Source organism: Intestinicryptomonas porci (genome assembly GCF_033971905.1).
GTDB classification, from domain to species: Bacteria; Verrucomicrobiota; Verrucomicrobiia; order Opitutales; family Intestinicryptomonadaceae; genus Intestinicryptomonas; species Intestinicryptomonas porci.
This window is the reverse complement of the sequence record NZ_JALBUT010000006.1, coordinates 83,843-102,553: the sequence shown is the minus strand read 5'-3', so window position 1 is coordinate 102,553 and position 18,711 is coordinate 83,843. Positions and strand designations below refer to the sequence as shown.

The 18,711-nt window shown below is 43.5% G+C and carries 18 protein-coding genes and 2 tRNA genes; 6 read left to right on the top strand and 14 right to left on the bottom strand.

Going from position 1 to position 18,711, the window contains the following annotated elements:
* Positions 1-58 precede the first annotated feature (58 nt).
* Positions 59-152, top strand: a tRNA-Ser gene (locus MOX91_RS06235).
* A 133-nt stretch (positions 153-285) separates the two neighbouring features.
* Here MOX91_RS06235 and MOX91_RS06230 read toward each other — a convergent pair.
* Entirely contained in the window at positions 286-702 is a 417-nt protein-coding gene (locus MOX91_RS06230) for a transposase (protein ID WP_370397219.1), read from the bottom strand.
* A 265-nt stretch (positions 703-967) separates the two neighbouring features.
* Positions 968-1,044: transfer RNA gene (locus MOX91_RS06225), tRNA-Val, on the bottom strand.
* A gap of 333 nt (positions 1,045-1,377) precedes the next feature.
* Here MOX91_RS06225 and MOX91_RS06220 point away from each other — a divergent pair.
* Entirely contained in the window at positions 1,378-2,055 is a 678-nt protein-coding gene (locus MOX91_RS06220; RefSeq protein ID WP_370397218.1) for a glycosyltransferase family protein, read from the top strand.
* Positions 2,056-2,219: 164 nt separating this feature from the next.
* Positions 2,220-3,278, top strand: coding sequence for an acyltransferase (locus MOX91_RS06215; RefSeq protein ID WP_370397217.1), 1,059 nt, complete (start codon positions 2,220-2,222; stop codon positions 3,276-3,278).
* A 434-nt stretch (positions 3,279-3,712) separates the two neighbouring features.
* On the opposite strand, the gene MOX91_RS06210 is transcribed toward MOX91_RS06215, so the two are convergent.
* On the bottom strand, positions 3,713-5,629 hold the full coding sequence (locus MOX91_RS06210) for an autotransporter outer membrane beta-barrel domain-containing protein (protein ID WP_370397216.1): 1,917 nt from the start codon (positions 5,627-5,629) through the stop codon (positions 3,713-3,715).
* A 211-nt stretch (positions 5,630-5,840) separates the two neighbouring features.
* On the opposite strand from MOX91_RS06210, the gene MOX91_RS06205 reads away from it, so the two are divergent.
* Together MOX91_RS06205 and trxA are read left to right on the top strand one after the other, a co-directional pair.
* A complete protein-coding gene (locus tag MOX91_RS06205; RefSeq protein ID WP_370397215.1) occupies positions 5,841-6,065 on the top strand; it encodes a hypothetical protein in 225 nt (74 codons plus the stop codon).
* Between the two features lie 14 nt (positions 6,066-6,079).
* Positions 6,080-6,394 (top strand): thioredoxin, encoded by a 315-nt coding sequence (trxA, locus tag MOX91_RS06200; protein WP_370397214.1) that lies wholly within the window; start codon positions 6,080-6,082, stop codon positions 6,392-6,394.
* Positions 6,395-6,443: 49 nt separating this feature from the next.
* On the opposite strand, the gene argA is transcribed toward trxA, so the two are convergent.
* The 4 genes from argA to MOX91_RS06180 form a co-directional block, all read right to left on the bottom strand.
* Positions 6,444-7,751, bottom strand: coding sequence for an amino-acid N-acetyltransferase (argA, locus tag MOX91_RS06195; protein WP_370397213.1), 1,308 nt, complete (start codon positions 7,749-7,751; stop codon positions 6,444-6,446).
* Between the two features lie 4 nt (positions 7,752-7,755).
* Complete coding sequence (gene efp / locus MOX91_RS06190; protein ID WP_370397212.1) at positions 7,756-8,313, bottom strand: elongation factor P; 558 nt, start codon at positions 8,311-8,313, stop codon at positions 7,756-7,758.
* 70 nt (positions 8,314-8,383) lie between these two features.
* Positions 8,384-9,280, bottom strand: coding sequence for an EamA family transporter (locus MOX91_RS06185; RefSeq protein ID WP_370397211.1), 897 nt, complete (start codon positions 9,278-9,280; stop codon positions 8,384-8,386).
* Between the two features lie 2 nt (positions 9,281-9,282).
* A complete protein-coding gene (locus MOX91_RS06180; RefSeq protein ID WP_370397210.1) occupies positions 9,283-9,765 on the bottom strand; it encodes a hypothetical protein in 483 nt (160 codons plus the stop codon).
* A gap of 224 nt (positions 9,766-9,989) precedes the next feature.
* Between MOX91_RS06180 and MOX91_RS06175 the strand changes: the two genes are divergently transcribed.
* Positions 9,990-10,781, top strand: a complete 792-nt coding sequence (locus tag MOX91_RS06175) for a TorF family putative porin (RefSeq protein ID WP_370397209.1) — start codon at positions 9,990-9,992, stop codon at positions 10,779-10,781.
* 73 nt (positions 10,782-10,854) lie between these two features.
* Here MOX91_RS06175 and MOX91_RS06170 read toward each other — a convergent pair whose 3' ends face one another.
* The 7 genes from MOX91_RS06170 to MOX91_RS06140 form a co-directional block, all read right to left on the bottom strand.
* A complete protein-coding gene (locus MOX91_RS06170) occupies positions 10,855-12,492 on the bottom strand; it encodes a hypothetical protein (RefSeq protein WP_370397208.1) in 1,638 nt (545 codons plus the stop codon).
* An 84-nt stretch (positions 12,493-12,576) separates the two neighbouring features.
* Entirely contained in the window at positions 12,577-13,419 is an 843-nt protein-coding gene (gene prmC / locus MOX91_RS06165) for a peptide chain release factor N(5)-glutamine methyltransferase (RefSeq protein WP_370397207.1), read from the bottom strand.
* A 6-nt stretch (positions 13,420-13,425) separates the two neighbouring features.
* Positions 13,426-14,514 (bottom strand): peptide chain release factor 1, encoded by a 1,089-nt coding sequence (gene prfA / locus MOX91_RS06160; RefSeq protein WP_370397206.1) that lies wholly within the window; start codon positions 14,512-14,514, stop codon positions 13,426-13,428.
* A gap of 84 nt (positions 14,515-14,598) precedes the next feature.
* Positions 14,599-15,651, bottom strand: coding sequence for a haloacid dehalogenase-like hydrolase (locus tag MOX91_RS06155; protein WP_370397205.1), 1,053 nt, complete (start codon positions 15,649-15,651; stop codon positions 14,599-14,601).
* A 110-nt stretch (positions 15,652-15,761) separates the two neighbouring features.
* Entirely contained in the window at positions 15,762-17,057 is a 1,296-nt protein-coding gene (locus tag MOX91_RS06150; protein WP_370397204.1) for a PEP-CTERM sorting domain-containing protein, read from the bottom strand.
* Between the two features lie 416 nt (positions 17,058-17,473).
* Positions 17,474-17,644, bottom strand: coding sequence for a 50S ribosomal protein L33 (gene rpmG / locus MOX91_RS06145; protein WP_370397203.1), 171 nt, complete (start codon positions 17,642-17,644; stop codon positions 17,474-17,476).
* Positions 17,645-17,722: 78 nt separating this feature from the next.
* Positions 17,723-18,706, bottom strand: coding sequence for a hypothetical protein (locus MOX91_RS06140; RefSeq protein WP_370397202.1), 984 nt, complete (start codon positions 18,704-18,706; stop codon positions 17,723-17,725).
* Between the last annotated feature and the right edge of the window lie 5 nt (positions 18,707-18,711).

The following is an 18,711-nucleotide window of genomic DNA, read 5'->3' as shown; positions in this document are numbered from 1 at the left end:
ATATATTGTTTTCTTTAATACTTTCAAATTTGCTAAAACAGATTTGGGAAATTAAGACGGAGAGGTGGCAGAGTGGCCGAATGCGCTGGTTTGCTAAACCGGTATAGGGCTTTAAAACCCTATCGTGAGTTCGAATCTCATCCTCTCCGCCATTTTTAAAAGCCGCAATTTTTTTGCGGCTTTTTTGTTTTCGGGCATGGGGCGCGAGAATTTTATCTGATAAAAAACAACAATGACAGATTGTAATTGAGAGAAAATATGGGTCAACACCAAAGAGAGTGGATTTTAGTGAAAGACGCCGCATAGAACCAAGACCCTCAATCTGTAATTTTGGAAGTTTCGATAACTATAAGCCATTCGTTGTATCAGTTTCATTTTCCTATGGAATCCCTCGGTTATTCCGTTATTTTTCGTAAATCTCCACATTCGGATTATTGGCGTAAACCACTCGCTTATCGTCCCTGCTAGCCGCTCAAACTCTTGTGTCGCTTCGTATTTCATCTGTTTCATCATTGTTTTCAGTTCTCTTATATTTCTCTTACATTCCTTTGCCGTTTGATGTTTCCTGTTCAGCAACTCGCACAACCTTTCCTTAAACTCGTAAGCCAGCTTTATCGCTGGGTTGTTCTCAAAAAACTTTTTCAATCGCTCAAGCTCTTCGGCTTTCAACCTATCTCCACGTTTTCGCAATGGGTATGTCAACTTTCTATTCCATTTTACTTCTTCTTGGGCAGCTTTGCAATTCAAGCGAAGTGCGAATGAGATTTTGCCGTAGGCAAAAGACCCGAAGGGCGAGACGGTTTGTGCATGCAAACGCGAGTCAAAACTATCGACTGAGAGTGCTCGTAGAATGCGGAGTCAAACTATGAAAAACAAATCGTCTAAAAATCGATATTCCACAACCTCTGGCGTTGACCCATAAAAAACCGTTGCTTGTGATAAGCAACGGTTCAATGCGGTTTTAAAATGGTGGGAGTACGCAGACTCGAACTGCGGACCCCTTGCGTGTCATGCAAGTGCTCTAACCAACTGAGCTATACCCCCTTGTATGTGCCACAATTTAAACTTTTAATGCGCTTTTCCTAACGAAAATCAAGCAACATCTCATTTAATTTTTTGTGGACCATCTTCAGGTTTTATCCCGTAGAATTTTTAAAGTGTTTTATTCAATGGATTTTTTTATTTCTTGCAAGCTCTTTTTGTTAAAATTTTCGATTTTTTGTATTTTCTCTTTTCGCCGCGGCTTTTCAGACGGGGCAGGGTGGTAGCGCGGCGATTATTTAACTTGCTTATCAGGCGGTTTTTTTACAGCATTTGATTATGGAAAAATATACTGTTGTCTGTATGAAGTGGGGGACAAAATATTCCCCTGATTATGTGAATAGGCTATACAATATGGTTGTGCGCAACTCCTCTTTGCCTTTCAGCTTTATTTGTTTTACGGACAACGACGAAGGTATAAATCCGCAAATAGAAATCCGCCCGCTCCCCGAAATGCCTTTGCCGCCCGACAAAGAGCGCGGCTGGCGCAAGCTGTCGCTTTTTAAAAAGGATGTCGGGCTTGAAGGGCGCATTTTGTTCTTGGATTTGGACACCGTGATTGTCGGCAACATAGACGAGTTTTTCACGATGGAAGGCGATTTCATTTATGTGAAACGCTATTGGAACAAGTCGAAAACGCAGGGAGTCGGGCTTACGAGCGTTTACAGATTTGAGGCGGGCAAGTTTTCGGATTTATACGATAATTTCATTGAACACATCGACGAAGTAAAGGCTAAGTACCGCCACGAGCAGGCTTATGTCGGCGGGGTTTTGGGCGCGCAGGGTAGGCTTAATTTCTTCCCTTCTGAATGGATGCCGAGCTTCAAACACGGCTGTATTTTGCCGTTTCCTCTCTGCTTTTTTAAAGAGCCTCGTTTGCCGAAAGGGGCTAAAATGATAGTTTTCCACGGCAATCCCACTCCGCAAGAGGCTATGGAAGGCAAGGTTACGGGATTTAAAAAATTTTTCAGGCATGTCATCCCTCCAAAGTGGTTGGCAGAGCATTGGCGTTAGTACTAATGCTGAAAAACAGGGTTTTTTGTCACGATTTTCGTTTGTTGAAATTCGTAAAATTATTGTTTTTGCGAAGTAAAACAAAATATTTATAATTATAGGAAATATCCATAAGTTCGCACATAAAATACATTGACGGTTTAAAGGCAATATCATCTATCTGGGTGACTTTGTTTCATTATGTTTTGGCGTTTTTCCCGATAGGGTATGTCGGCTGGGAGTGCGGAATTGCGGACTCCGATAAATCTGAATATTTTTTTAACCATTTCCCCTTGTCCGTTTTTACAAACAGTTCGTTTCCGCTATATACGTTTTTCGCCTTGATAGGCTTTATTGTGGCGACGGTTTATTTCAAGGGGGACAGCCCGAAACTGCTGATAAAACAGTCCGTAAAAAGATATTTCAGACTTATGCCGCCAGTGCTTGCTTGCACGATGATTTGCTATGTTTTCCTTGCATGCGGATTGTTTTTTAACGGCGAATTGGGAAGAATCGCCCCGTCGCATTGGTCGTCGGTTTATTATCAGGGCGGATATTCTTTTTTATCGGCGTTGAAGTCTTCTTTTTATACGGCGTTTATACATGGCGACAGATATTATTGCAGCATCCTCTGGTGTATGAACATAATTTTTATTGGCTCATATCTGACATATTCATTTTTGGCGTTGTTTGGAAATTCAAAATTTCGCTTTTTCGCATACGCCGCGGTATTTTTCCTGTCCATGGCAATAGATGGAAATTACGCGTCGTTTATCGCGGGAATTGCGGCGGCCGATGCCGCCTCATGCTGTTCAAAACTTAAAGCTTGCAATGCGCTTTCTTTGGCGTTGATTTTTGTTGGCGTTTTGATAGGTAATTTCATTCCCGTTGTTTCGCTACCTGTATGGCTTCATTTGGGCGTCGTCTATGCGGTTGGAAATTTTCTGATGATATTGGGATTTGCTCTAAATCCCGGCATGCAAAGGCTTGTAAGCTCCGATACTCTTTGCAAATTGGGCAAATGGTCGTTTTCTCTAATACTGATACATTTCCCGATAATGATGTCGTTTTCGGCATGGATATTCGTAAAGATGAGGGAAGCCGGTTTCGGATTTGGGTTTGGCACGACAGTTTCATGGATGCTTTCTTTGCCCGTTCTTGCCGCCGCAACAATGCTTTTCTACCGCTTCGTTGAAATCCCGTCTGAAAAATTTGCCGACTTAATCTGGCGCAAATTCCAATAAGCCCATGCAGGGTAGATGACTTATCTATTCTTTCAGTTTGTATATTTTGATAAGTTCGATTAGCTTTTGTAATAGCGGTATTTTTTAAGGTAAAATAAAAGTTCGAAGTGGAAATAAAAAAAAAAGATTTTCTTTAAGTAGAAAAGGGGCAATAAAAAGGGCTTCACTATTTTTTAGCGAAGCCCTGAAATTAAAGTTGAAAACTACCTTTTTATTGCCGTTCCTATTTTGATTTTAATGATGCTTTCGAGATGGAGGCTTGTGAGGTATAGGCGTAAAAAACGGGCAGGAAGCCCGATGCTCTTTTGCTTTACGAGGCGTAGCGACCTTGTGGTCGTGAGTCCGAAGTAAAACAAAGATGGAGGGCGAGGCAATAAAAAGGACTTCACTTGTTTTGAAGCGAAGCCCTGAAATTAAAGTAAAAAACTACCTTTTTATTGCCGTTCCTGCCCGTTTTTTTGGCGTTTGTAAATTGCAAGCCCCAAAACCAGCGCGCCGAAGATTGCCGCATATGTTGCGGGTTCCGGTACTGCGGTGTAGGCTATCATCAATGTGCCGTCTTCAAAGTAAATGTCCCAAGCGTCGCCTTCATTGCGTGTGATGACATCAACTTTTTCCAGTCCGCTTTCACTTGTTCCGATATATTCGTTAAACGTGAAAATGTCAGCAGTCGTGATGATGGCGGCGGTAAGCTCTTCACCCAGGAATCTTGAGAAGTCGAGGATGAGCATTCCGCTCATATCGGTTATTTCAGAGGTAACATTTACTGTTGAAATACCGGTTGTGTCTGCAACAAACGAAAGTGTGCCCGCGGAATTTAGGTTGTAAATAGAGACAGTGTTTTGCGAACCTTCAATTTTGAGTGTTGCGCCGCTTTCCATTGTAAATACGCCTGCCTTGAATGTATTTGCTCCGGTGCCGATATTTAAACTCGCAGTGCCGAGTATGTCAAATTTGCGATTATTTGCAGAGAAATCTAAAGTAGAGCCGCCTGTTAGGTTTACTTTTGCGCTTCCTTGAATGCCAAAGCCGAGATCTGCATATCCCCCGTTATGTTTGATTGTAGAACCGTTTTGGATATTCAATACAGAATTTTCCGAGAAGTTGAATGTATATTTATCTGAATTTTGGGTGTGAAATACTTTGCTAAAGTTTGAAGCGTCAACAGTCATAACTGCGTTTCCACTGAATATGAAGCTACCGTATGAACCACCGAGAGAGGCATTCTTAAATATTAGCTGTCCGTTTCCTTCGCCGCTAACTTTTGGGTATGTTGCAGTTTTAAGAGTTGAATTGTCAAATGTGACAATCGCATCTTCCGTTACGGCAAGGCTATGGTTGTGCTGACCGTTAAATGTTGCGCCGTTTATGAAATTTAATTTTGTGCTACCACTTACGGTAATTGGGGTTGCACCCGACAAATTGCGCGTCATTGTGGCGCCGTCAATATTGATTGTTGCGGATGCGCCGCTTGCCTTAATTCCCGTGTTTGAATAAGAAAAATCGCTCAAGAAATTAATGCTTGCACTGTCGTTGATTTCCACGTCTGCAAGACTTACGGTGCCGCCGTTTTTAACGTCGATTTTAGCACTGTTGTTTAATTGCATTGCGGAAAAGTTTAATGCGGAATTTGTGCCATCGACAGTGGCAACTGCATTATTTGACATAACAAGCTTAACACCGTTTTGACCTATAAAAGATGAGCCGCCTGAAATGTCAATGCTTGCATTTTGGTCGAACAGGACTTCGTTTAAGGCACCCCAGAAGTTAGTGTAATTTAAAGTAGCCGCATTTTTTAGAACCAACTTCGAGCTGTCGGTATATATATTCATGCTATTGGCATTTTGCCACATCGACTTGTTCCAAGTAATTCCGTCAAACGTGAGTGCAGATGAACCTGCCAAATTGATGTTGATAAAACCGCTATTTAAAACAGTGCCGGAGTTAAAGTTAATTTCAGAATCTCCACGTGCTTTTACAATTAAAAAATTGCCAAAAGTAAGAGTTGCTTTTGATGAGTTAAAAATACCGTCAACTACTTCGAGAGTCGGAGGGTTTTCGCCTGCACCGAAATTGTAAGTTGCAGGAGTTTCTGCCGTGCCTTGCATATTTACCGTTGCATTTGTAACAAGCAATTTATTCTCATTCGTTTGCGTGCCGGTGTAGTTTAGTATGCTCTTATCTGCGCTCACGCCGGTAACAGAAACCGTGCCGGCATTATTTGGGGCGGTGTCCCAAATTTCATCTGTCCAGTTATATGTACCTTCGCCGAGTGTTGCGTTATAATTTGCACCGTAAGCAGACATTGCAAACAATGCAAGTGGAGTTATCGGTAATATGATTTTTTTCATGATAGGGTAATTGGGTATAAATCTAAGATTTAACAAGTTATACAACTTTTTTATAGAAAGCTTTTTCCAAGTCAAGATGTTTTTTATAAAAGTAAAAATTTTTTACGGCGGCGGACTTTTATGCTTTTTTGTCTTGAAATGTTTATGTCTTTTTTATAACTTTTAAAAAATTTCAAATAAATTATTTAAATTGAATAAAAAGGAAGCAGAAATGTCCGAAGAAGTAAATATTCCCACAGCGTCAAATGTTCAAACCCCGCAGGCGTCGGCTCCGACAGTCAAAATAAGCGCGTCTTCGCGCCCTGTTGACTTCGGCGCACCTGTTGCTGAAAGTAAGGAAAGCTCGGTTATGGTGCTTTTGGACGCGGTAAGCGCGGTCGTAGCCATTTCCTTTGCGGCATTGGTTTACATAGACAACGCATTTAAGCTTTTTTAATCTAAAAAACAGATATGGCATTGGTTCATCTTAACAAGAGCAATTTTGACGAAACAATATCGGCAAACAAAGTTGTGCTGGTGGATTTTTGGGCGACTTGGTGCGGTCCTTGTAGAATGCTTGCGCCCATTCTCGACCAGGTTGCGGCGGAAGTTCCCGATGTTTGCATCGCGAAGGTCGATGTTGACGAAAATCAGGAATTGGCGCAGCGTTTCAACGTGGCGAGTATTCCGACCCTCGTATATTTCAAAAACGGAAAAGTTGTTGAAATGTCGCAGGGGTTGACGGGCAAAGACGCAATCAAGGCGGTTCTTGCAAAATTGAAGTAATCGGTTTGAAACAAAATTTTAAGGCGCGCTTATTTTTGGCGCGCCTTTTTTATTGCAAGACGTATTTGAAAACTTTTGAGTTGCGCTTTGACGCCTCATACTTTTTTTGCCGCAAAATCGGCAATTCGGAAGGCGGAACTTCTTCAAATTCGCATATATCTTTAAAAAACGGCGCACTTTTGGTTGACAGCGCAAACAGGGTCTTAAAGTTGCGCTCTTTTGCCGTTTTGCAAACGTATTCAACCATCGTCTTCCCTACATGGTGCCCTTGGTAAAACGGCTGTACATGTAAAGACGCAAGCTCTGCTGCACCCTCTGTAATGTCTAAGAGGCTTACAAAAGCGATTATGCTGCCGTCCATTTCATAGACGAAGTAAGTGTTTATTTTACTTCTGATTTCTTCAAGAGAACGTCGGACGAGGTTTTGCTCTTTCGTGGAATTTTGCGAAAGGTTGTAGATTATGTTTGCGTCGGCTTCGGTTGCGGGGCGTATTTTTTGGTATTCATCGGCATAAATCATTGTACCTGAGCCGACTTTTTCAAATACCTCGGTAAGGATTGCGGCAAATTCTCTGCCGTCCAAAATATGGGCGCGGGGGGTATTGCCGGAGCGCAGGGCTTTAACCGCGAATTTAACCTTGTCGAAAACCCTCGTGTCCAACTTGTTTTTGCGGAGCTCAAAAGTTTCCTCCGCCTTGTCGAGCGGAATAGAAACGGCTTTTTCGTTTTCAACGGCAAGACCTTTTGTTTCGGTCATATAAATCAGTTTTGACGCTTTCAAAGCGATGGCAGTTTCCGCCGCAAGCTCGTCGGAATTAAGCCTGAACACCTTGCCTTTTCTGTTTACCGCGATTGGGGATATTATCGGAATTATACCCAGACCTAAAAGTTGTTTTAAGGTGTCGAAATCTATTTTGTCTATTCTGCCCGCGTTTAAAAAATCGACTCCCGAAATTATGCCGACTTCGGTTGCGCGAATTGCATTTGTTGCCGCGGTTTTTATTTCTAAAACCGCGAACGCCTCTTGGATTTTCTGCATCGCGCTTGCGGAAACTTCGCGGGCAAGCTCCAAAGTGGCGTCATCAACGGGATTGTTGCCGTAAACGTCAGTCAGTTGTATCCCGCGCAGTGAGCCGAGCTGTTTTAGCTGTTTTCCTATGCCGTGGACTATCACGACGTTTATGTTCAGACTGCGCAAAACGGCGATGTCGGTTGCAAGGTTTGAGAAATTGCCGCAATCGACAACGCTGCCGTCAATGGATATTACGAATATCTGGTCGCGGTAAAGCGGGACGTATTCGAGAATTGACCTCAAATCCGCCGCCTTTATTTTACGGCTGCCCGATAGCGTTTGCATGTTTTTATGCGCGGCTTACGTAGGAATTGTCTTCGGTGCGGATTTTCAAAACATCGCCTGTCTTGATGAAAAGCGGAACCTGCACGACAATGCCGTTTGCCAATGTAACGGGTTTGGTCGGGGCTGAGGAGGTGTCGCCTCTCAAACCTTCGCTTGCTTCCGCGACTTCAATGTTGATGTTTGCAGGAAGCTCCAATGACACCGGTTCGTCGTTTACAAAAAGAATTGTGTATTCATGTCCTTCGACGAGCCATTTTTTGTCCTCGCCCAAAATCGATTCCTGAATTGAATAGTCTTCAAATGTTTCGGGGTGTATGAAGTGGTAAACATCGCCGTCTATGTATGAAAATTCCAGCCCTTTGTTCGTGGTGTGGCAAAATTCCACAGAGTCTGTCGAGCGGAATTTAACAGTTGTTGACGAGCCGTTTGCGAGGTTTCTTAAAACTGTCTGCACAAACCCCGCACCTCTTCCCTGCGTGCGGTGGAGCATGCTCATTACAACGTGCGGAACGTTGTTGTACATAATAACGTTGTTTTTTCTTATGTCTGTCGGATTTGCCATGGTGTTTATGTTATGTTGCGATTGAAATAATTTAAATATATGCTTTAAGAAACCGTTGTAGTCAATATTTTTATTGCCGCCAATAAAGCGCGGCGAATATTGCGGTTAAAATCATTATCGCCCCCAATGCCCTGCGAAGTGCGGAATTGCCGTCAAGCTCGCGGAGCTTCATTGATTTTGCCCCGAGAGCGTAGATTAGGGCAATGGCGATTATTCCGCGCGTGTTGAAAAGTATGTTGGACATGGCGGCTCCGACTTTTCCTGTTATGGAAATGAACATCAAAAAGCTTTCGCCAACTAACATAATCGACGATATTGCGCCGAATGCCACGGTTTCGGCGTTTGATTTTTTAAGCTCGGTGATTAGTTTAGGTATAAACGGAATTACGGAAACTGGCATCGCAACCGTCGTAAGCGCAATCATTGAGCGCGTTGAAAAATTCGGCGCGTATTTTTGCATAAGAACATCGCATGCGGCGTACGAGGCGCAGGCGCAGAGCGCGAGAAAAACCGTAAAGCGGAACTTTTGCCTGCCCGGTTTTCCCTTTGACTTTCCCATTAGAAAAACCGCCGCACAGCACATCGTACCCGCAAAGATAATCGAACTTGGCAGTTTTGCATGCAACATGATGTTTGAAAACATCAAGACAAAGAGTATTTTTACGCCCATAATCGGGGTCATCAGGCTGACTTCTCCGCGTTCGGCGCAAATGAAAGTAGCGAGGTTTCCCGCCGCGCAAAACACCCCCGCAAGCAGGGGTTGCCATATTATTGAAATTTCGGGAAGGGTGGGGGCAAAAAATATTTGAGGGATAAAAACCGCTCCTGAAAGCAGGTTGTTCATCGCAAGAAGCGACATTCCCGAAATCGTCTTGTTTTTTGAGGCGCACTTTACGGCTATTACTCCGAATGCGTAACATGCCGCCGCGAAAACGGGAAACAATATGTCGGGGAAGGGCGGTTGCATTGTCAGGCCATTTCAAGCGCGCGCATGAGCGTCAGGGCTACGTTCATATTGGGAACAAGCCTCGGATAGAAAAAGGAATTATAAAACTGCTTGAAATCTTCGGGATTGTTTTGAAGCACGCGGTTTGCGTAGTCGTTCAAGACTATGCCGATTGCCCCGCTTCTGCTTACACCCGCATGGCAGTGGATAATCAAGTCGCGCTTTTGGGTTAAAGTCAGCCTTGTGAAATCCCGAATTTGCAAGGCTTTTGTCTTGTCGAACAGGAAGCGGCTGTCGGAATTTTTGTCGAGGCTTGAAGCGTCGTCAAAATGCAAAATCAAAGTTTGGTTGTGGTATTTTTCAGGTATTGGAGACTCTGTAAAAATCGGCGGCTCCGCAAAGTGCATCACGTTGTTTATGGATATGAAGTTGCAAGTTTTCGCAATGCTTTCTATTTGCGGAAGCATATTTTCAATTTCCCGCCTGCTAAAAACAGATATTTTCATAAGAAATATAAAGCAATGTTTTATCTGTATTTTGTAAAGGCAAAAAAATATGGCATTCAAAAATGTGCGCAAAACAACAAATGCAAACAAATTTGTATCGGGAGATTTTTTTGTATTTTTGAAAAATCCTTTGTTTTAAAGGGAATTCGGACGCTTTCCCAACTGGCACGAAAATTGCTTACTATTTTTTATGGGCTAAAAACCCGAAAACCAAAACAAGCAATATGAAAACAAAATACATTACGCCGTTATTTTTATTAACTTCGATTTTTGCGTTCGCCGCAGAAATTTCCGCCGCCGAATGCGAAAAGCCTGCCGAACCTGTGTCGGTGCTTTTAAGCGAAGATTTTATGTCTTCGGTAAAAGACAAACTCTCCGTAGGGGTGGGCATCGCTTATGAATCCGAATACGTTTTCAGGGGCGCAAAATGTTCCGGAGCTTCCATAGTTCCCACCGTTGACTTGGGCTATGAACTTGGCGGAGGCTTAGGTTTGAGTGCGGGATTTTTCAACAATACGGAATTAAAGAACGACAACTTCATCGAAAACGATATTTCTGCGGGCATTACCTATTCGGTGATGTCGTTTAGTTTCGACTTGGGCTACTGCGCGTATCTTTATCCGCATTCCGAGGACACGCACGAGTTTTCTTTCGGAGTTTCCTACGACACTTCCGAACTTCTCGGCGATTTTGCAATTACTCCGTTTATAACGTACTATTACGATGTTGTTTTGTATGTAAACACACTGGAAGCGGGGCTTTCTTATTCCGCGCCCGTAACGAAGTGGATTATCGGCAGCGAATGGGGTTCTGTTGACTTGGCGGCAACATACGGGCATGTCTTTTCACACAATGCGAAAGACTACGACTATGTGATGTTTTCCGCCGACTTTTCAGTCGCGCTTACCGACATTGCATCAATTTCCGCCGGCGTTCGCTATTCAAACAAGAGCGCGGGCGGCGATAGAAGCGAGGACAACTGCTGGTTTGGAACAGGGCTTTCTTTATCTTTTTAAGCGGAACGCTTTATTCTTCTAAACAAAAAACAACGCCGGCAAATTTTGTTTGTCGGCGTTTTCTTTTATTTGGCTATTTTAATTCTTTTAGAATTTGAACCGCCTTTTCGTAATCAATATCTTGGACTGCTTCGCAATTTATTATCACGGCAAAATCTTCAATTTTAAGAGACATCGCCATTTGCGATTTTTTTGTGATGTCGTTCATAAATTCGTTCATCGCCAAGTAAGATTTTGCGGCGGAATTTATGTCCGAGTCCGAAAGCTCTTCGATTTGCTTCATTTGCATTTTGTTTATTTCTTGCAATAAATCTTTAAATTTATTGCCGTTTAAGTAGAGCTCTATTTGGTTGCCGCTTGCAAGCCTGCTTAGAATTTGCACCGCGTCTTTGTTGTCGGCGAGGCTTTCTCCCGAATTTTTTGCAAGCGACATGGTTTTTGAAAGGTCGGGAATTGTTGAAATAAATGCGCCCGTATTTGCAATGGGTGCGAATTTTATATTAGCCATTGTTGTATAAATCGAATTTTCACCGAATTGCATTTGCGATATGAAAGGCGTGTTTAGCATTTGAGAAACCATCGGATTTTTGAAGAATGCGTCCGCATTTTCGCAGTCGATTTTAAGGAACATTTCCGGCGGCTGCATTGTTTCTTGGATTTTTAAAATTTGCTCCGCTTTCAATTCTCCGCAAGAAAAGCAGACGCTTTTTAATCCGATGGATTTTAACATTTGAATTGCAATTTTGGAAGCTTCTAAATTGTCCGCCATCATGAGGCTTGCCAGCTCTGATACTTTGTCGGAGATTTCGGGAATTGCCGCCGCGAATGCAACGGAAGAGTCTTTTACGGAATTTTTAAGAAGGAAGTTGTTTGGAAGCGTTCTTTGCGCAAACATTTTGAATGTGTCTTTTACTTCCGCGATTGCGTCTTTGCCAAGCTCAATTTTAAAAGTCATTCCGAATTCGCTCGGCGAATAATATTTTGCAGATATAAATATTTCCGAAAAAGATTTTTCTTCTTCTTTTGCGTCAATGAAGCATATAAAGTTTGCGTCTTTTTTTATCGAAGTTAACTTTGCAAATTTCGGCGTTTTTGCGAAAGGTTTTTCCGCGGGAGTTTTAATGTTTTTGATTAAGGCAATCGCGGTTTCTTCGTTTTTTGCAACTGAAATGATATTGCCTTTTACGATAATCGCGACATCATCTGTTTTATATACGGAAATGCCGTCTTTTTGGCTTTTTTGAAGTTTTAATTCGTCTTTTGCGCTTTCAACAAAATCTTCAAAAAGCTCCACTGCCAAGGGCGAGTCGATTATGAGCTTCATGTTTGCATTTTCTGAAAGCTCGTCAATGCTTGCGCCAAAAAAGAAAGCTTCTTTCGCGTTTGCGGATTTAAGAAGGATTTTGTTTATGAAGTCGATTTTTATGAAATTTTGACCGGTTTCTTGCGTAATTGCGCCTATACATTCATTGAGGGCTTCCTGAATTTTTTTGTTTTTTGAAAGCTCTTCAAAAAATTCTTTCACGCCTTTTTGATCTGTGGTTTCCTTTACAAATTCGGCGTCCATGCTGTATGTTGCAAAAAGGGCGACATTTTCGGAAGTTGCATTTGCAAAATCTTCCGTTGAAATTTTACATTCGTTTTGCTGTTTTGAACAGCCGAAAGCAAAAAGCATAAACGCGGCGAGCGCGGACATTAAAATCTTTTTCATAATTGCTCCTTTATTTTGTATTATTTACGCAAAGTTTAATTTAATTTGGATTTCTTGTAAAGAAATAAAATATTTTTATCGGATTTAGGCGCGGGTCAGCATCAAAAATCTGTCGCGTCCCGAAAAATCTTTGATGATTTCAATGCTTGAAAAATCTTTGTTTTCGCGATTTTCGTCTTTTAGCATTGTGGGGTGGTCGATGCCGCATTCAAGCGCAAGAATACCGTTTTTTTTCAAAAACTTCGGAGCTTCTTTTATGATTTTTCGCAAGTCTTTGGTTCCGCCTTCGGGGCTTGAAAGCGCGGCGGGCGGGTCAAATTCTCGAACTTCTGCTTCGGCGTTCGAGACTTCTTTTTCTGTCAAATAGGGCGGGTTTGACACAATGAGGTCGAAAATTCCGCCGATATTTTCAAACCAGTCCGATTTAAAAAAACTTGCGTTTAGGTTTGCAAGCTCCGCGTTTTCTTTGGCGAGGGCAAGCGATTTTTCTGAAATGTCGCATGCTGTGCATTCCGCGTCTTGAAATGCGTTTTTAAGCGACAAAATTATTGCGCCCGACCCCGTTCCCAAGTCCAAAATTTTTTTTGGAGGATTTTCTTTCAGGCGCGAGATAATGATGTCGCAAAGCTCTTCTGTTTCGGGGCGGGGAATAAGGGCGCGGGCGTCGCATTTCAAGTTAAGCCCGCAAAAATCAACGGAGCCTAAAATGTGCTGCAGCGGCTCTCTCTTTGCCCTGCGCTTTACGTCTTCCCTGAATTCGTCCAAAACTTCTTTTTTTAAAGGCTCGTCAAAGCGCAGGAACAAATCGAGCCTCTTGCATTTCATCGCCTTTGCAAGCAGAAGCTGGGCGTCGATTTTCGGGTTCGGAACGCCTTTTTTTGCGAAAAATTCTTCGCATTTGCCTAAAATCTCAATGACGCTTTGCACGTTTTTTTACGCGCCTTCCGCAATGAGGGTTTCAATGCGCTTGTTGTAGTAAGCCTCTTCGAGTGCGCGCACGATTTCCTCTATTTCGCCGTCCATAACCTGCGTGAGGGAGTGGACGGTAAGCCCTATGCGGTGGTCTGTCAGGCGGCTTTGCGGGAAGTTGTAGGTGCGTATGCGCTCCGAGCGGTCTCCGCTTCCGATTTGTTCGCGGCGGTTTTGCGCGTACTTTTCTCGCTCTTCGTTTTGCTTGTGTTCGAGCAGGCGCGAGCGCAATACTTTCATCGCCTTTTGCTTGTTTTTAAGCTGGGAGCGTTCGTCTGCGCATTTTACAATCATTCCCGTGGGTTTATGCAGAATTTGCACGGCGGAGTCTGTGGTGTTGACTCCCTGTCCGCCCGGGCCGCTTGCGCGCGCGATTGAAATTTCAATGTCGTTAGGGTCGATGTGAATATCGACTTCCTCTGCTTCGGGGAGAACCGCGACGGTTGCCGCCGATGTGTGTATTCTTCCGCTTGCTTCCGTGACGGGCACGCGCTGGACGCGGTGCGTCCCGCTTTCGTATTTCATTGAGCGGTAAACGTCCGTTCCGCTTAGAAGAAAGCAGACTTCCTTAAATCCGCCGGCGGGTGATTCGCTTGAGCTTAGCTGTTCAACTTTCCAGCCCTTGCGGTCGGCATATCTCGAATACATTCTGTAAAGGTCGGCGGCAAAGAGCGACGCTTCGTCTCCGCCCGTTCCCGCGCGGATTTCAACCACCGTGTTGCGCGAATCCGTCTCTTCGGGCGGAATCATGTAGCGCAAAATTTCTTTTTTCAGCGGTTCCACGCTTGATTCGAGGCTTTGCAAATCCTCTTTGGCAAGCTCCTTGAATTCTGCGTCGGCTGATTCGTCTTCGATTATCGCCTTATTTTCTTCAATTTGTGCGAACAGCTTTTCAAGCTCTTCATATTTCGCCTTTAAATCCGCAAGCTGTTGATGCTCGCGCGAGACTGCCGAGGCGGTGCGCTGGTCGTTGTAAAAATCGGGCGCGTTCATTTTTTCGGTAAGCGCGTCGAGCCTTTGTAAAAATGGTGCGATGGGTGGAATTCCGTCCATATTGCTGATTTATTATTATTTTTTTTTTTTTTTTTTTTTTTTTTTGTAGTTAAATGATTGAAATATAGGGCTTTAAAAAATCGTCTATTTCAAGTCGAGGGGCATATTTTCGTCTTCTGTTTTCGAAGAGTCCGTGAAAGTGGGCAGGTGGATTTTGTCGCGTTTTCTGATGTGTTTGGGAACTCCTCCCACGCGGTTTAAAATCATGCTTTCGTTTTCCGATACAATGCGTTCGCAGAGTTTTCTAACGTGCATTTTAAGCCATGTGTGTGTAGGGCTTTTTTTAGTATAGTCGGCCGGACCGTAAGAGTCTATTCTGCCCGACTGCAAAAGCATATCGTTTTGCTCGAATTCCTCTTCGCTTTCTGGACCGTACACCGCGAAAGTCTTTCCGCCGCCGTTTCTTACGACTGAAAAAACGGGGACATCGCTCGGGCCGTCCGCAATGTAAATCATATTTTTTATTGGAATTCGCCTGTCTTGGGGCGACATTTGCGCGTTTACGTCTATGCTTGAATTTATGTTGACGCCCTTGTTGATTTCAAAAATAAAACGGGTTTTTATGGTGTTATCGACAATCGCGCCGATTTGGTTTATTTGGTTTGAGAGCGAATTTAAGTCGAATTCGGGCTGTTTTGTGAAATTCGGCGGGAACGGCTCTTCGATAAATTCGCAGGCAAAAATACCGTCAACTTTTTTTGCGACTTTGCTGCCCCTTATCATTTCGGCAATGCCTGTGCTTATTATGTAGTGCTCAAGCTTTATGTCGAGCTTGCGGTATTTTTCCTCTGAAAGAGGGATTGCGCGAAGTTCGTCCAAAAAATCGAGTATTCCGTCGCAAAACTCTATTTTTCCGCCGAGCTCGCGGAGTTTTGCGTTGCCAAGCCCGCGCATAAGCCCTGATTTCACAAAGCTTAGCAGGTGGTTTAGGTAAACGGTTTCGGGCGAGACCCTTATGCCTTTTTTTGCGTATAGCTCCGGAAGCATATTGACTTCCGTCCAAAACAGGTTTTCGTCTATTCCGTATTCTTCAAAAATCGGACGCTGCATATAGCTTGGTATCAGCGTCTTGTCGAAATCCCAAATACAGGCGATAACATATTTGCTGCGCAGAGAATCTTGGCTTTGCCCTTTCATAATTTTTAAATGTGTTATTTTTAGCAAAAAAAATTTTTTCGTCAACACTTGTGTAAAAATAAAAAAGGCGCGAAAATGAATTCCGCGCCAAATTTTAAACTTTATGGCTTTTAGCGTTTGTGCCTGCGGTACGCCGCGAATGCGATGGCGAGCGCGCCGAAAATTGCGGCGTAAGTAGAAGGTTCCGGAATAGACACGCCTTGAACCGTTACCCACCATGTGTTGTTTTCATGGACAAGGCTTCCTTCGACAAAGTCCGCAACTGCGGAGTCGTCAACCAAATTAAATATGCTTTCCCAACCCGAAATGTTCGCGTGTTGAGAGCAAATCAGCGCGATTTTATATTGTTCGCCGTCAACAAAATCTTCGCCCAAGACAAAATCGCTCAGATATACATTGATTTTTGCGCCTTCGCCCGTCTGTCCCTCGCCCGCTTTCCCATAGAGCGTAAAAACAAGGGCTTTGAAACGGTCGTTTACCGCCGCAAGAGAGTTGTTTCCAAGATGAATGTTTAAAGTCGAATCGGCGTCAAACCAATAATCCACGCCCGTAGAAATCGCCTTTGTGCCGGCGTTATTGAGAGTTATGGTATTCTTCTGGTGGAAATAGTCTGCAATCTTTACAGATGCGCCGCTGTTTACGGTAAGCGAATTTGTGTAGCTTATGTTTCCGCTGATTGCCGCGCCCTTGTTTATTATAAGGTCGGTTGCTTGCAGGTTGCCGTTGATTGTCGTGCTCTGGCCGACTTCAAACGTATTTAAGATATTTAAGTTCGCGTTGATTGTGTTGTTGTTGCCGAGCGTAAAATTCTTTACCTTAATGGTTTGGCCGCTTGCGTTGATTTTTGCGCCGTCGCCCATTGTGAACGAAAAGCCTGTTTCTTTTTCGTACAAGGCTTGGAACGCGGACACGTTGAGCGTAGAGTTTGCGCCCATATTTACGGACGCCGTAAAGTGCATTTCAAGCCTGTTGCCGGCGTTTAAAGTTGCGTTTTCGTCCAAAGTAAGCTTGCCGCCCGATTGGAAAATCCATTTGCCCGAGCCGTTTTGCGACGATGTTCCCGTAACGAAAATTTCGCCAGGAGCGTACATTGTATTGATGTCGCCTGTAACATTCAAATTTGCATTGTCAAGCGTTGTTCTGCCATAGATGGTTTCCATTTTGCCGCCAACAACCAAATTGTTTGCGCCTGTTATAGAAATGCTCGACCCGTTGCCGTAGTTTTGCATATTACCCGTGACAGTCAATACGCCGCCGGTAGTGTCTATGGAGTAGTTTACAAACTGCAGCTTAAGCTCTTCTTTTGTGTTCGCGCTTGTATCGACAGGGTCGTATTCCCAGCTCGCCGCAAACGCAAGCGGAGATGCAATTACCGAGGATATAATGAGATAGGATAGCTTTTTCATGGCTGATATTTTTTTAAATTTGCGGAAATCCTAGCGGAAAGTTTTTACATGTCAAATAGTTTTTTAATTCTGTATAAAAAACTGTCGAAAGCGCGGGCAGGAAAAAAACGTTTTAACTTCGCATAGTTCCGGGATCAAAAAAGCCTGCGTGGTCGAGTATGTTCAATACACTCCCGTGCAGGCTTTTTTGCTGTCCTCACCTGCCTTGTTAAAACGTTTTTTTAACCTCGCGCGTCTCCATGTTTATATTGTTGGCAGTTGGCGCACAGAAAGCTCTCAAATTGGGCGAGATGCGAGCACAAAAAAGGGAAAGGCGAACGGAGTGTATTAAAACATACTCGACTGAGCCTTTCCCTTTTTTCGCGGAGCAGATTGCCCCATTTCAGAGCTTTATGCTGCCAACATCCCCATGTCGCTTACTTTTTGATTTCGCGGTGCAATGTGCGGCGCTTGAGCGAGGGGTTGTACTTCATTTTTTCAACCTTTTCAAGCTGTTTGCGCGGATTGCGTGAAGTTAGATAGCGGGAAGGAGACTTGCCTTCTTTGCGTGCTTCTGTGCATTCTAAAATTACTGTTTCTCTTGGCATAATATATCTTGTTAAATTGTTAAAGCTTAAAAGTATGACAGGGGCGTTTCAAAAAGCAATACATTTTTTTGCGTATTTTTATTTGAAAAGCGCATTCCAATTTTTGTCAAAATCGGACGTTTGGTAAACCTTGTATTTTATCGGGGCTAAAATCCGCTTGTCTTTCGGCGGATTTTTGTCTTCAAAATACTTTTCAGCAACGGCGATGGCGGACAAATATCCGTAGCCGAAGTAGTCCCCGCCTATGCACATTGAAATTTCCTTGTTGCGCAGGTATTGACCAAGATGCGGGCGAAGAGACATCACAATTATGAAGTCCCTGTCGGAATCGCGCTTTATCGGCACTGAATTTATAAGGGGAGAGGCGCTCAAAAATATGATGCCGTAGTTGTCCAAATCTTCAATTTCCTGCTGAAATTTCTTTGCAAATTCGGAAAAGTAAACAGACGAGGCGTATTGGACGTATGGCTTGCCTTTAAACGCGTCGAGCAGGGCTTTTTGTGAAACCATCGACGGTTTTGGCTCTGGCGCGTTAAAAATATCTTCCTTCCCCGAATAAATAACCAAAAGCTTAAAATTATTTTCCCTTAAATGCGGATTTATTTCGTCTAATATTGTTTTAACGATTGCGCTGGTGTCGCTTTCAACAAAGAAAATTCGCTTGCTTTCCGGAATGTCGGTGGAAATTAGCGCGACGGGCTTTTCCTTTTCGGCAAGAGCATTTATTGCCTCGGAAAGCTTTTCATTTTTGGAAAGATTTGGAATTACTATTGCGCCGATGTTTTCCGATGACTGCAATGCGCTTGAAAGAATGTCGGCTTGGTTTTCTATTCCCGTGGAATCCGCCGTGAGGGGAGTTATGTTTTTTATGGCAAATTCCGTGTTGTAGCGCGCCCCCAAATCTTTAAAGGCTTCGCGCGCTCCGTTTGAAATGGCGTTTTGAACCATGCTTTCATGGTTGTTTGCCAGAAATACAATATTCTTTGCAGGCAAGGGCTCTGCATTGGCGCAAATTTGCGCCAATGCAAAAACCGTTATAGCAAAAATCAGTTTCTTAAACATTATTT